A 13,425-nucleotide genomic window follows, 5' to 3' on the forward strand; every position below is an offset into this window, starting at 1 on the left:
ATCGGGATTCTGTGCCCCGTTCGGTTATGCGCCCAGGGCGTGGGGTGGTGTGGTGGTTTCTGGGGGTGCGCGCCCGAGGACACCAATTCGGGGGAACATAATGCGGATGGTCGGGCGAGGGTGTTTCCTTTCACTCAATCGAGTGAAAGGAAATTGTTATGTTCGAGGAGTATTTCGTCAAGCCAGCTACGACCGATCGGTTTCGGGGGTCTTGGATCGGTGCTGAGATCGAATCGTATCTGGAATGGCTGGTCAGGGAGGGCTATGCCGATAAGACGATCTGGCGGCGGGTGCCGATCGGGTACGCGTTCGGGGAGTTCGCTTGGGTCCAAGGCGCGAGGACCGTTGCCGATCTACCCGAGCACGTTGAGGCGTTCGTAGCAGACAGAGTTGCATCTCATTTAGCGCGGTTCGGGTCGGACAGATCAATGGTCAAGGAAGTCCGTGGTCCGGTCGAGCAGATGCTGTCGGTTGTGCTGCCTGGTTTCGAGGGTTCGGGCCGGAGGCATCAACGGGTGCCGTTCGTTGACGTGCTGCCCGGGTTCTTCGACTACCTCAGTAGTGAGCGGGGCCTCCGAGCGTCGTCACTGTTTCAGTACCGGCATCACTTGTCCCGATTCGAGGCGCACCTGTCCCGGATCGGGGTTACCAGCCTGGGTGAGTTGTCGCCGACGCTGCTGAGCGCGTACATGGTGGAGCGCTCGGCTACTGGTTTGTCAAAGAGCACAGTTCGCAGCACTGCGGGAGTGCTACGGGTGTTCCTGCGATACGCGCACCGCGAGGGTGTCATCGGTACTGATTTGAGTGGGACGGTCGGGTGGCCCCAGTTCTACCGGCTTTCCAATATTCCCCGCTCGGTCTCGTGGGAAGGGGTGAACCGCACCCTTGCTGCGGTTGACCGGCGCAGCCCTGTCGGTCGGCGAGATTACGCAATTTTGCTGTTGCTAGCCACTTACGGGCTGCGCGGCCGGGAGATCGTCGCGCTGACCTTGGATGACTTTGACTGGAAGCGGGAGCGGTTGGCTATCCCCGAGCGCAAGGCTGGCCATTCCACCGCGTTCCCGCTGTCTCCCATCGTCGGTGACGCGGTCGTTGACTACCTGCAACATGGCCGCCCGGATACCAGTGACCGGCACGTATTCTTCCGGGCTGCCGCGCCACAACGGCCGATCAGTTCGGCGGCGGTGTCTGCGCTTGCGAGCCGCTACCTGCGTGCAGCAGGGGTGAGTGTGCCGCGCCCTGGGTCGCATACCTTTCGCCACTCGGCGGTGCAACGGCTGGTGGATGCGGACATGGATCTGAAGACGATCGGGGACTTCATCGGGCACCGCTCCGCCCGCTCCACCGAGGTCTACGCGAAAGTCGCCATCGAGGCGTTGCGTGAGGTTGCTCTTGGTGACGGTGAGGAGGTGCTGTCATGAATGATGATGCTGCCGTCACGGCTGTGGTCTCTGATTTCCTCGCATACAAACGTGCCCTCGGCCGCAAATATGAGACCGAGGAAGCGGCTCTCCGTCTGCTGGTCAGATTCGCTGATGAGCACGGTGTCACAGATCTAGACGGCTTGACCGGGCCGTTGCTGGAAGAGTTTCTCGGATCTCGCCCCCGACACCGGGCTCGGAGCTTCAACCACCTTGTGCTCGTCGTGACCGGCTTCCTCAACTGGGCAGTGGCACAGGGCCGGCTACCTGCCTGTCCACTACAACGAATCCGGCGACCAGAGACCGCTGAACGACTGCCGTTCATCTTCGAGACCAGCCAGGTCCGATTGATCCTGGCCGCCGCTGGCGCATTGGATGACAACCCGCGGGCCCGAAACCGCGCGATGATCCACCGCACGGTCTTCGCGTTATGTTACGGGCTGGGGCTGCGCGCCGGTGAGGCCTGCAACCTACAAGTTGGTGATGTTGATACCGACCGTCAACTCATCACCGTTCGAGGCGGGAAGTTCGGCAAAAGCCGCCTGGTTCCCCACGGCCCCCGCATCGGCGAGCTGTTGACCAGTCGCCTGAACCACTGTTCAACTGTCCCTACCGATCCGCTGTTCAGCTTCGATGGACGGCGCAGCATTCACCCCTGCACATCCAGCAGCGTCTTCCACCAGATCATCACCGAACTGGATTTCACCGTCCCTGACGGAGTCTCAGCTCCGCGGTTGCATTCGCTGCGTCACTCGTTCGCGGTCGGATGCCTGCTGCGCTGGTACCGGGAGGGCATCGATCCCAGCGACCGATTATTCCGGCTGTCCACGTTCATGGGACATGTCAGCCCGGAATCAACCGCCGTCTACCTGCGCATGACCCCGGAACTACTCACCGAGGGCGCCGACCGGTTCGAAACGTATGCGCAATCGGTTTGGATGGAGGCAACCCCATGAACGCCAACCAGCCGATTGGGCCACTGATCCAGTCGTTCTTCATCGACCATCTCGTCACTGTCAAAGGGTTACGGCCCACCTCGGTGAGTAGCTATCGGGACACCGTTCGGCTGCTCCTCGGGTTCGTCGCTAAAGACAATAACAGCCGAATCACCAGGCTCACCGTTGGTGACATGACCTTCGAACGAGTCGTGAGATTCCTCCGGTACCTGGAAGACGAGCGCGGCAACCACGTCCGCACCCGGAATCAGCGCCTGGCCGCAGTTCACACCCTGTTCGACTACATTGCTACCCGAGAACCAGAGATGCTCGGCGAATGCCAACGAGTCACCGCGATCCCAATGAAACGGTCGGCTCCCGCCGAAACCCGCTACCTTGAACGCGACGAAACCGAGACCCTCCTCCGAGGCCTGCCCCGCCACGGCACGCTCGCCCTGCGAGACCGGACCTTGATCTTGTTCCTCTACAACACCGGAGCCCGCGCGCAAGAGGCCGCGGACGTTCGCGTCGGCGACCTCGGCCTTGACACGCCAGCACGGGTTCGCCTTCACGGCAAGGGTGACAAATGGCGCACCTGCCCACTCTGGCAGCAAACGTCACGGCTACTCACACAACTCCTCGAGGTTGAGGGCCGCCTTCGGGCACCTGACGCGCATGTGTTCGTGTCTACGACCGGAACCTCACTCACCCGCTCGGGAATCTACAAGATCGTTCGCCGGCATGCGGGCCACCTTGACGACCCACGCACCGGGCGCAGGGTCAGCCCGCACATCTTTCGCCACACCGCCGCTGTTCACCTCCTCGAAGCGGGCGTCGAAGTTAACGTGATCCGCGGCTGGCTCGGACATGCTGATTTATCCACCACGAACCGATACGCCGAGATCAACACGAACACGAAACTCCAAGCCCTCCGCCATACCGAGCCTTCAACTATTTCGGAGGGACCCCGCCCGCGCGCAGTCTGGCGCGACGACACGGCACTGCTCGACTGGCTCAGATCGCTGTGATGGTTATGTTCCCCCGAATTGGTGTCCTCGGGCGCGCACCCCCAGAAACCACCACACCACCCCACGCCCTGGGCGCATAACCGAACGGGGCACAGAACCCGGATTATGTTCCGAGGGACATAATCCGGGACCAATATTTGGGGCACCCCACCGAAATACTCGAACGCGGCAACATGCGCGTGCAGCCAAGCACCCATTCGCATGTCAGTTGAGGCGAGGCAGAACACCAGCCCTGAGAACGGGAGCACGGCAACAAATAAGTACGCCTTCGTGACCTCGCCCGTGACCGATTCCACCAGCGGGATCGTGTCGCCAGCCCAATCAACGAACACAGCCCGGCCTGGCTCATGATGAAGCACCGCAACGAGATCATTCCTTGCCGCGTACTCGCTGAACAGATGACAGTACTGCGCGTACCCGTATTTTTGTAGCGGTGTGCTGCTGCTGGTATACGTACGCCACGCCTGCAGCAGCGTGTAGTGACGGTTATGACGGAAAGACTGCACGACCTTCCCGAATGCGGGCTGCTCGTACTCGTCAGACACGCGAGAACGACCGTCAGGGAACAACCCTTGAAGCTCAACATCGCTCATCGCAGCGAGACGTGCGGACGTGATCTCGCGGACCGTCATCACCGTCTTTGCTGTCGAGATCTCGCGATGCGAACAGCCTGCTTGTGCTGCGATCTCACGGTAACTTCGGCCTTGAATGAGTAAAGCCATAATCTGTCGGTAATCTGCCATCGGTGACGCCTCCTTGCGCACAGGCAGCAACGCCGAGCGCGTCGCTGCTACGCACAGCAGAACACACACGAACAGGAAGCGCTACCAACTATCCAGAATTGCGTTACCCACAACGCACACCCACAACGCAGACCAGCGTTACCAACAACCGCTACGCGCCAGGTATCCCCATCGTGGGTGGTTCTTTGCAAACTTCCGCAGCCAGCCGCGCAGCGCCTGGTCAGGGTCTGCCGGGGTGTCGCCTCGGAGCGGCCGCCGCCACGTGGAGCGGGAAAGCCCGGCCAGACGGCAGGCCATGCGCTCACTGATCTGCAAGGTGCGAATCAGTTGCGAGATCGCGGCGCGACGCCTCCCCGGGCCTAGAAGTTTCCCTCAGCCAACTCCTTCAGCGCAGCCTTCTCGAGCTCGGCCTCAGCGAGCAGCCGTTTCAAGGTCGCGTTCTGCTTCTCGAGCTCTTTCAGGCGTTTTGCGTCGTCAGCTTTCATGCCGCCGTATTGGTTGCGCCAACGGTAGTAGGTTTGCTCGGTGACGCCACGTTCGCGGCAGACATCGGCGATCGTGTTGCCCTCGCCCAGGAGCCGGGCGGCTTGCCCGAGTTTCCGGACGATCTGCTCCGGGGTGTGGCGATTTCTTTGCTTGCTCATCGTGTGATCCATTCTCCCCGCGAGCGCGGGGTACTGGACTCACATAACGAATGGACCTAGAAAACGGGGTCAGCCCAACCTCGCCGCTGCGTACCGGGCGAGGGGCCTGCGTGACGTGACGCTGAAGCTGTATCAGAATGCGCGGCATGAACTCTTGAACGAGACGAATCGCGACGAGGCGATCGCCAAGATCGTGACGGGGATGCTCGATCGGTTTCCGCGCAATCTCGGATAATCGCGCGATGTCAGAGAGCTGCGACACACACGAACAGAGCCCGGGTGTCTGTCTGAACAGGCACCCGGGCTCTGGCGATCTCCATCTGCGTGACGAAGACCCCTTGAACTAGTCCGCGTAATCTATCTCAAAATCAGCGACGTCTTGGTCTACCAGGTTTACAACAATGTTGTCGGGCGTGCGAGTCGTCAGCCACACCAGTTCTTCGGTGCGGCTCGCATTGCCCTCTATGTGTGGCACGAATGGCGGTACATAGACAAAGTCGCCTTCTTCCATGTAGACGACCTCAGAGTAGCGCTCACCGAAGCGAATAAAGCCGCGGCCCTTGAGGATGTACCCGCCGGTCTCGGCCCTTCCGTGGTGGTGGGGGTCAGAGACCTCACCGACGCCCGTATGCACGCGACCAAACCACAGATCTTCTACTTCAGTGTTCTCCACCGCCACTCCTGAGTATCGGAGTGCCTTGGCAGTTTGCCCGGGTGCCACGGGCAGCTCTGATTCTCGTTGAACGGTGAGCCTCTTGAGTACTTTTGGAGCTTCAGTCATGTAGCTCGTTCCTTTCTCTCCAGTGCGGGTATTGCGACATTCCAGGTACACGGATCTAGATTCTTCAAGGACATCAGGCCCTGAAAACGTCCGGTATCTCATTATTGAATTCCGATCTCCGGGGCACCATATGCGAGAGAGCTTGTACCGGTATAAGGTACAAATATGTCCCCACAAATTCCCGCAAAACGGCTTAACCCATCGCACGGTCACGACACGAAACGCGATACTGCGGCTGACTATCGGCTCAGCAGCGTCCACAGCGCCCTGCACGTTATTTCAAGACTCGCCTCTACGGATCGGGTAACCGTCTCATCCATTGCCGACGACCTGGGCATTGGCCGCTCAACGTCCCATCGCCTTCTGCGCACACTCGAAGCTGAGGGCTTCGCAACAATCTCCGCGAAGGGCAGAGGTTTTCATGCAGGCGCATCACTGCTCACCTTGCTCACGTCTTCACCCATGAGCGCAGAAACACGAATCCGAACCCGTCCACTGCTTGATGAAGCCAGACTCAGCCTCGGCGAGAGCGTACACAGCGCCACCCTCATCGGCAGCAACGTTTTGGTGCTTGACGGCCGACGCTCACCACGAAACAAGGATATTGGGTTACGTACTGGGATGACCGCTCCAGCACACTCAATGGCTGCGGGAAAGCTACTTCTTGCGGCTCTCGACGACTCGCAGATCGTCGCGTTGTTCCCCGTCGAACCCTTCGCCAGACGAGGCCCGGAAACGATCACAACGCGTCAAGAGCTCTTCTCAGAGCTTCAGGCAATTCGATCGCAGGGGTGGGCAGAATCCCGCGAAGAGTCCGAATCGGGAGTGCACTCGGTCGCGATTCCACTCGACGGTGAAACCTGGCGAACCCGTATGGCATTGGTCATGTCCCTCCCGCGAGAACGCGCTGAGAAGGAGGCCCTTCAAGATCTCGCCATAGCTGCGATCACCCTGGTCAAGCAGTACTCCGATCAGAGGACGGTCTCACCCTGGTCATTTACCTCCAGGAGTTCGACACGCTCGCACACACTCTCCCCCACCCTGAAATCGCGATGACCAGCGCATCACACGCTGGTCACAACACCGCATCATCAATGCGATACACAGGTAGCTCGGCTTCTGAAATCAGCGAACCATTAACGCCGCTGCTTCCACGGCGGTCTGCCCCACTCGAACGCCCTTCGCTTCAGCGGCCCGGTTGACAGCTGAAATGATCCCGTCCTGATAGGTGCTTTCAGGATCACCGATACGGGCACTCTCTGTCGACACCGTCGCTCCAGCAACATCGTGGTCGTCGAGCTCTGCGAGCCCTTCAACACCCGAGTTATCGAGCCCAAAGCCCGCGTCGTTGCAGATGATGCCCTTCGGGTTTGTGCGAAGAGCGTACAACGCCATCACCTTTGCACCGTGCGAGGCAACCACCAAGACATCACGCGAACGGTCTCCGTCGATTCGCGAAGAAGACCACACCGTAAATACCGACCCGGTGTCCGTCTCCAGCACCGTGCGAACGCTCTCGTCCACAACACCCTCGATGTCGTGGACACGGCCCAGCGGAGCATCCAACATCTTCTTTGCCGCCTCTTCACCGGTCATTCCCGGCGTGACCCCAAGTGCGGCTGCAGTTTCATTTACTCGGCTGACCCTTCCAGTCAAGAGAGTTTCTCCCCCGGAAAGACGCGCTTCAGCTGTGGCAATCGCTGCGGCCGGCACGTTGTACTCGTCTGAGAGGGGAAGACCTGCGATACCAGCCTCATCCTTTCCCGGTCCAGCTTCATGCGCAATCCAACCCCGTGCGCCTTGTCGAACTGGGAGGATTCCTGTCGGCCGTCCGGCAAAGGACGCACCCAGGACGACTGCGTCCTCAATACCCGTTGCAGACTCATAAGAAGTTAGCGAGTTTCCTACGAGTACGCGGCCGCGGTGGTCTCGGAAGTGCTCCCGATACAGAATGTCATTATTCGTCGTTGTCATAGCGTGTTCTACCTTTCGATTAGATTTCTTGATCGAGATCACCGATACGAATGATGTTGGTAAGCTCGCCGATTCCCTCGATCGACGTGTTCAACACGTCCCCATCACGCAAGTAGAGTGGCGGTTTCCGTGCAGTCCCAACACCTGCAGGCGTGCCAGTGGCAATAAGATCGCCGGGTTCGAGGGTGAGGAACTGGCTGATGTACATCACCAGATCCACTGGGCTAAAGATCAGATCTGCCGTCGTACCGTCCTGCTCAAGTACGCCGTTCACGCGGGTCTGAATGCTCAGCCCTTTCTGAGGGTCCACCTCATCCGCCGTCACGATGACCGGCCCCAGCGGTGATGATTCGTCAAAGTTCTTGCCCTGAAACCACTCTGAGGTGCGGCGTTGCCAATCACGAACACTGAGGTCGTTGATAACGGTGTATCCGAGGATCGATTCACGTGCTATCTCAGCGTTCGCGTTCTTTACGTAATTGCCGATCACGACGACCAGCTCACCCTCCCAGTCAATCTGAGTGCTGAGCGGCGGGAGGTGAATGTCGCCACGTGGCGACACCAAGGAAGTCGCGACTTTACTGAACAGCGTCGGCACGTCAGGCGCAGTCTTGCCCACCTCTTCGGCGTGAGCATAGTAGTTCAAGCCAGCGCAAATAATCTTCGATGGGCGCAGAATAGGCATGGTCAGCGCGTCAGCCTCCGGCGCTTCGCCCTGCTCGAGCGGAAATTCCCGCCAATCTTGCGAACGGAGGACTTCACCAATATCCGCATGATGCGGAAAATAGTAGGTGCCCGTTTCGTCCTGTCGAAACGCGCGTGTACCCTCGTCAAGTTTGACTGTTCCCAGCCTCATACTTTGCTTCCTCTCTCTTCTGGGTGCCAGGAAACGAGAATGCGGTCCTCAGGCAGGTTCGGTGATTTGATGTAACACACCAGTGCCCGTTGGTCGCTGGCATTGCGAAGAAAATGTTCTCGCCCAGGTTCTACGGTGACGATGACACCGGTGGTGAGGACAATTCGCTCCACCCGGTCAACCCACAGCTCGAGTTCACCGGCAACACCGATGTACGTCTCATTGAGCTCTTCGTGAAAATGGTTCGCAAACTCTTCACCTACGTCAAACGAGTTCAAGCCGATGAGCAGCGCGTCACCATTCTCTACAATCGGCGTCGGGTCGGGTCGAGAAGTACTGAGCCAACTGAGCACAGCGATAGGGAGACTCGTCAATGACATATGTGTTGACGACGCGGCTGGCAGTGTCTGACGAGGCATGTTGGTCAGAATCCCCACTCGATGCCAGTTCCGGCAAGTGCGAGATGCTTCCCGGCCTCGTCCAATGAGATTCTCATGTGAGAGCGGAAAATTCGGTTGGGCTCAGTCGCGTGCTCGCAATTGAAGTTGTCAACGGACCCTGCGCCTCGCTCTTCTCTTTTGCGGACAGCCATCGCGGGTCTTCACGAAAACCGCTCCAGCTCGACTCGATGTCGCTGTGCTTGAGCAGATAGATCAAACGATCAGCATCATCGTTATCGATCCAGTACCCAACGTTCTCTATCCCGTGGTCCTCAAACAGCGCCAATGTGTGATCCCGGAATCGAGCCAGCAAGTCATTCATTCGACCAGAAACAGCCTGATACACCCTGAGCTCATACGTCGCCATCTCAATTCTCCTCTTCCAAAGATTCCGGCGCCATCTCAGTGCGCGCCCAGGTGGTATTTGCGGGTGGCCAGGGGACGACTTCGTACTTATCCCAACGCCGCGTGATCGAATGACGGATAATTCGCCAGCCCTCCGGCGTGCGAATGAATTCGTCTTCATAGAAGCCGCCCTTAAAAATCAGGTTTGATTCTTCTTGGGAAGTTGTGCGATGCGCACCAACATGAAAATACTCAGCTCGTGTGGTTGCGCGATCCCCATCTAAGGAAGTGATCACCACATTGCTCAACAAATGCTGGTGGCTATAGACCGGGTCATCCATCGTGAGGAACTTCTGCATCTCAGGAATCGACATCTCCGAACCCGGGCCATTCCAGTTGATAAATCTCGCATCTGCTGCAAAAACCTTGTCCCACTCGCTGAAGTCCCGTCCCGGTATATCCAGGCCCGTTGCATAGCGTGTAAGCGTCGAAGGGATCTCAATCCTGTCACTCAGTTCGCGTAAATCCACGGTGCGGTCTACCTTTCCTACATCAAAGCTAAGAGCAAGTTGCATGCGCGCCGTTGCCCTGACCCCCGTCAGGAGTCATCAACTCAGCTTACTTGGATGTACGAAAATTGTGGAACATATATCCCTCTGCCATTAAGCTCTGCGGTAGGGGATAAATTCCCGCTAACATGTAGTATTCTCTGGGCCCACTCAGAGCGAATGCTCCAATCGGATTGGTCACATGGCTGAACAGACAACTATCCAGACGCCTAAAGGGGACGTCGCGGTTCCTAAGGTCGCGACCGCACAAATTGCGGAAGCCCTCACCAAGCGGATTCTCGATGGCGAGATTCCAGCTGGAGGGCGCCTCAAAGAAAGCCTGCTCGCGCAAGAATTTGGCGTTTCGCGCAATACCGTGCGAGGCGCCCTGACCCTCCTCGAGTATCAGGGCCTGACCGCTTACACACCGAACCGCGGCTGGGTCGTCTGGCGCCCCACCGAAGAAGATCTGCTCGATGTGTATCTTACGCGTTACTACATGGAGACCGCGGCCGCACGGAGCGTCAGCCCCGGAACATCTTTCGTTCGAGTGAAGGACGCGCTCGACGCACTCCTTGAAGCGTTAACAGACGGTGATGAGCGTGAGATCCTCGAACGAGATCTGACCTTTCACGCGGAGATCGTTGCGCTGCTCGGCAGCACCCGAATAAACGAGTACTACGAACGTCTGTCGCAGGAGATCAAGTACACCTTTTTCATCATCTCCATGGCAGAACATTTCGGTGAGCCTGGTGAGTTGAGATCAACGCATCTTGATATCTACTTTGCGCTGACGAGTGGTGATCCGGAACGAGCCTCTCGAGTTTTGGGCGACTCAATCCTTGCCACTCGAGAAGATCTCCTTCGATCCCTCGCAAAATAACGCGGCTTGCACCGGGCAAGAGTTCCTTCGCACCGTTCTGAAGTTCACGCGCGGCAGCACTGAAGTATTGCGGCAACACTGAATTCCAGGCGAACAGAGATGTCTCTCTGCGCCATTGCAGGGAAATGAAATGGCGCAGAGAGAGATTTACGCGAGCCGATCGATATCTATGCAGCCTCCACGAGCTTGAGTCTCCTTCGAACCGCAGAATAGGTACGAGCGCGATCGCGGAGCCGATCAATCAGCACTGCAAACAAGAGCGCAACACCGATGGCAATCTGTTGCGAGTTCGTATCAAGTCTGGCAAGGTTCATACCGTTCGTCAGCATCTGCATAAAGAGCACACCGAGAACAACACCGATGATCGTGCCTCGGCCACCCCGCAGTGAGGCGCCACCGATCACCGCGGCGGTGATGGTTTCCATGGTGTAGCTTCCACCCAAAGTTGGTTGTCCAGACCCGATTCTTGCGGTCAGGAGCCAGGCACCATACGCAACGAGAACGCTCCCGAGAACATAGGCGATAATCATCGTTCGTTCAACGCGGATACCGGCGATCCGAGCAGCCACTGGGTTGTCTCCCAGCGCATACAGGTGGGTACCGAACACACTGTTGTTCGTGAGGAAGTACATTGCGATCACCACCGGAATAGTGAGATACACCATCCACGAAATACCCAGTGGGCCATCACTCGCGATCCCGCGAGCAAAGAGGGGTGGCAAACCAGTAACAGTAACGCCGCCCGAGACGATGATGGTAAGTCCACCGATAATTGTGGCTACGGCGAGCGTGACGATGAAGGCGTTGATCTTCAAGATCGCGACGCCAATGCCATTTACCAGACCAATAATAATGCCGATCAATACCGTGAAGCCGAGGCTCAGCATCATCGAGAGAAATTCGTTCCCGGTCTCGGTAAACAAACTCACCATCACCTGGGCACTAACAATACTCGCAAACGAGACGACGGCCGCGATCGACAGGTCGAATCCGCCTGAGACGAGCACCAGCATCTGACCCATAGCCATCAGCACTAAGAAGACTGACCGTTGCGCCAGCTCCGTCAGGTTGTTCGCGGTTGCAAACGTTGGCGTCGTCACAGCAAAGTAGACGAAAACACCCACGAGGAGTACCGGCAAGGGCCCCACAAAGCCAAATTGTTGGATGATCCAGTCGAGAGCTTTGTTACCCCCGACTTTTTCTCGAACTGCCTGCGTTGGAACCTCGGTGTTCACGCTTGATCCTCCTTGACGTAGCCGAACGAGGCGGCAACGATGTTGTCTGGTGTGATGTTGGCTCCCTCCAAGGAGCCCGTAATGCGGCCCGTGTTCATAACAAGGACACGGTCGCTCATGCCAACGAGTTCCTCCACGTCGGAGGAAACCAAAATGATCCCGATCCCTTGCTCACGGCACTGTGCACGAAGCAGTCGGTAGATCTCCATTCGCGACCCGACGTCAACTCCCGCAGTCGGTTCAACGACTACGAGTGCGCGTCTCTCGGCCGCGAGAGTCCTTGCGATAAGCGCCTTCTGCTGATTTCCTCCCGAGAGCTGACTGATCGGCATTCGCGACGCAGCAGATGGGCGTACGTCGAACTTCTGGATCAAATCAGCAGCATCGTTGAGTACCTTGTGTTTGGTTTGGAAGCCGGCGCGCGAATAGGCTTTAGAGACCGCTATCCGTTCCATGAGGATGTTGAGCGCAACGGAGGTTTCAGGAAAAATTCCTTCTCGTTTCCGGTCTTCCGGAAGGAAGCCAAAACCGTTTCTATACATTGCTCTCGCTGATGGACGAGAGACTTCCTGATCATTGATCGAAATCACGCCATGACTGATCAATGAGTGGCCGAACAAAGCTCCCGCAAGGTCGCCCTTACCGGAACCGACCAAGCCACCGATCCCGAGAACTTCACCCTCCCGAATCTCGAATGCGGCATCTACGACCTTGCCATTACGCGTCGCCAAGTTCTTCACTCGAAGAACAACCTCACCGATCTCTTCAGCTTTTGCCTTTCCTGGAAATACTGTGTCAAGGGCTCGGCCGGCCATCTCATGCACCAAGTCCTGATCAGACACGGCATCAAGATGGTGGGTGGCGATGTGCTTCCCATCACGGAGCACAGTAACACGATCTCCGACTCGTCGAAGCTCTTCCATCCGGTGGCTGATATATACAATCGCCCAGCCCTGCTCCTTCAGCTGATCAATGATCGCGAACAAGCCTTCAGCTTCAGTCGCACTAATCGCTGCGGTGGGCTCATCAAACAAGATGACACCGGGGTCTCCACCCTGCGTGACAGCCTTACATATCTCAACGAGCTGCTGTTCCGCTCTCGTCAGAGTTCCGACCGTATCTGTCGGTAAGAACGTCGCGTCAACCTCCTTCAACCGGAGACTTGCTTCTTCACGCATGCGCCGCTTGAGTCGTAGGCCCGCGCTGTGAAGTTCTTGACCAACAAACAGATTCTCGTAGACCGAGAGGCTCTCGCACAGACTGAACTCTTGGGTGACCGCCCGCACACCGCGCTCACGCGCGGCATGCGGGCTGTAGGCCTCAATCACCTCACCACGAATGATGAGCTGTCCCTCTGAGAGTTTGTGACGGCCAAGGATGGCCCCCACCAATGTAGATTTTCCAGCGCCGTTCTCTCCAAGGAGAACCAAGCATTCGCCAGCGATCAAACTGAGCGATACATCGGACAATGCGGTAACTGCCCCAAATCTCTTCGTTGCGTTCTTAAGTTCAAGTACAACTTGACCTGCCGCAGTTCCCTGTGTTGTTTCATCGGCGCCTTCAGCTGACGTCCACATTGTGGGGGCCATCAC

Annotated in this window: 13 protein-coding genes and 2 pseudogenes; 6 read left to right on the top strand and 9 right to left on the bottom strand. The window is 57.8% G+C overall.

Annotated elements, in window-relative coordinates; genetic code table 11:
• The first annotated feature begins 158 nt into the window (after positions 1-158).
• Genes ACR0R4_RS04870 through ACR0R4_RS04880 form a run of 3 tightly spaced genes read left to right on the top strand, consistent with a single transcriptional unit; the run spans position 159 to position 3,384 of the window.
• A complete protein-coding gene (locus tag ACR0R4_RS04870) occupies positions 159-1,421 on the top strand; it encodes a site-specific integrase (RefSeq protein ID WP_433646242.1) in 1,263 nt (420 codons plus the stop codon).
• Entirely contained in the window at positions 1,418-2,377 is a 960-nt protein-coding gene (locus ACR0R4_RS04875; protein ID WP_433646243.1) for a tyrosine-type recombinase/integrase, read from the top strand. The genes ACR0R4_RS04870 and ACR0R4_RS04875 overlap by 4 nt, the downstream gene beginning before the upstream one ends.
• Entirely contained in the window at positions 2,374-3,384 is a 1,011-nt protein-coding gene (locus tag ACR0R4_RS04880) for a tyrosine-type recombinase/integrase (RefSeq protein WP_433646244.1), read from the top strand. The genes ACR0R4_RS04875 and ACR0R4_RS04880 overlap by 4 nt, the downstream gene beginning before the upstream one ends.
• 905 nt (positions 3,385-4,289) lie before the next feature.
• Here ACR0R4_RS04880 and ACR0R4_RS04885 read toward each other — a convergent pair.
• Positions 4,290-4,771 (bottom strand): annotated as a pseudogene (locus ACR0R4_RS04885) (transposase); the annotation flags it as partial.
• Positions 4,772-5,114: 343 nt separating this feature from the next.
• Positions 5,115-5,552 (bottom strand): cupin domain-containing protein, encoded by a 438-nt coding sequence (locus tag ACR0R4_RS04890; RefSeq protein WP_433646245.1) that lies wholly within the window; start codon positions 5,550-5,552, stop codon positions 5,115-5,117.
• 165 nt (positions 5,553-5,717) lie between these two features.
• On the opposite strand from ACR0R4_RS04890, the pseudogene ACR0R4_RS04895 reads away from it, so the two are divergent.
• Both ACR0R4_RS04895 and ACR0R4_RS04900 read left to right on the top strand, forming a co-directional pair.
• Positions 5,718-5,933: pseudogene (locus ACR0R4_RS04895) on the top strand (helix-turn-helix domain-containing protein); the annotation flags it as partial.
• 81 nt (positions 5,934-6,014) lie between these two features.
• Complete coding sequence (locus ACR0R4_RS04900; RefSeq protein ID WP_433646403.1) at positions 6,015-6,608, top strand: IclR family transcriptional regulator domain-containing protein; 594 nt, start codon at positions 6,015-6,017, stop codon at positions 6,606-6,608.
• 69 nt (positions 6,609-6,677) lie between these two features.
• Here ACR0R4_RS04900 and ACR0R4_RS04905 read toward each other — a convergent pair whose 3' ends face one another.
• The 5 genes from ACR0R4_RS04905 to ACR0R4_RS04925 form a co-directional block, all read right to left on the bottom strand.
• A complete protein-coding gene (locus ACR0R4_RS04905) occupies positions 6,678-7,568 on the bottom strand; it encodes a hypothetical protein (protein ID WP_433646246.1) in 891 nt (296 codons plus the stop codon).
• On the bottom strand, positions 7,546-8,382 hold the full coding sequence (locus ACR0R4_RS04910; RefSeq protein WP_433646248.1) for a fumarylacetoacetate hydrolase family protein: 837 nt from the start codon (positions 8,380-8,382) through the stop codon (positions 7,546-7,548). The genes ACR0R4_RS04905 and ACR0R4_RS04910 overlap by 23 nt, the downstream gene beginning before the upstream one ends.
• On the bottom strand, positions 8,379-8,801 hold the full coding sequence (locus tag ACR0R4_RS04915) for a cupin domain-containing protein (protein ID WP_433646249.1): 423 nt from the start codon (positions 8,799-8,801) through the stop codon (positions 8,379-8,381). The genes ACR0R4_RS04910 and ACR0R4_RS04915 overlap by 4 nt, the downstream gene beginning before the upstream one ends.
• A gap of 73 nt (positions 8,802-8,874) precedes the next feature.
• Entirely contained in the window at positions 8,875-9,189 is a 315-nt protein-coding gene (locus ACR0R4_RS04920; RefSeq protein WP_433646251.1) for an NIPSNAP family protein, read from the bottom strand.
• 1 nt (position 9,190) lies between these two features.
• On the bottom strand, positions 9,191-9,742 hold the full coding sequence (locus tag ACR0R4_RS04925) for a nuclear transport factor 2 family protein (protein ID WP_433646253.1): 552 nt from the start codon (positions 9,740-9,742) through the stop codon (positions 9,191-9,193).
• 175 nt (positions 9,743-9,917) lie between these two features.
• On the opposite strand from ACR0R4_RS04925, the gene ACR0R4_RS04930 reads away from it, so the two are divergent.
• Positions 9,918-10,598: a GntR family transcriptional regulator gene (locus ACR0R4_RS04930; RefSeq protein ID WP_433646254.1), complete on the top strand. Its 681-nt coding sequence runs from the start codon at positions 9,918-9,920 to the stop codon at positions 10,596-10,598.
• A gap of 167 nt (positions 10,599-10,765) precedes the next feature.
• Here the strand turns inward: ACR0R4_RS04930 and ACR0R4_RS04935 are convergent, their stop codons facing one another.
• Together ACR0R4_RS04935 and ACR0R4_RS04940 are read right to left on the bottom strand one after the other, a co-directional pair.
• Complete coding sequence (locus tag ACR0R4_RS04935) at positions 10,766-11,833, bottom strand: ABC transporter permease (protein ID WP_433646256.1); 1,068 nt, start codon at positions 11,831-11,833, stop codon at positions 10,766-10,768.
• Positions 11,830-13,422, bottom strand: coding sequence for a sugar ABC transporter ATP-binding protein (locus ACR0R4_RS04940; RefSeq protein ID WP_433646257.1), 1,593 nt, complete (start codon positions 13,420-13,422; stop codon positions 11,830-11,832). Before ACR0R4_RS04940 ends, ACR0R4_RS04935 begins: the two co-directional genes overlap by 4 nt.
• Positions 13,423-13,425 lie beyond the last annotated feature (3 nt).

The organism is Leucobacter fengyongliangi, assembly GCF_050971685.1.
Taxonomy (GTDB): Bacteria; Actinomycetota; Actinomycetes; order Actinomycetales; family Microbacteriaceae; genus Leucobacter.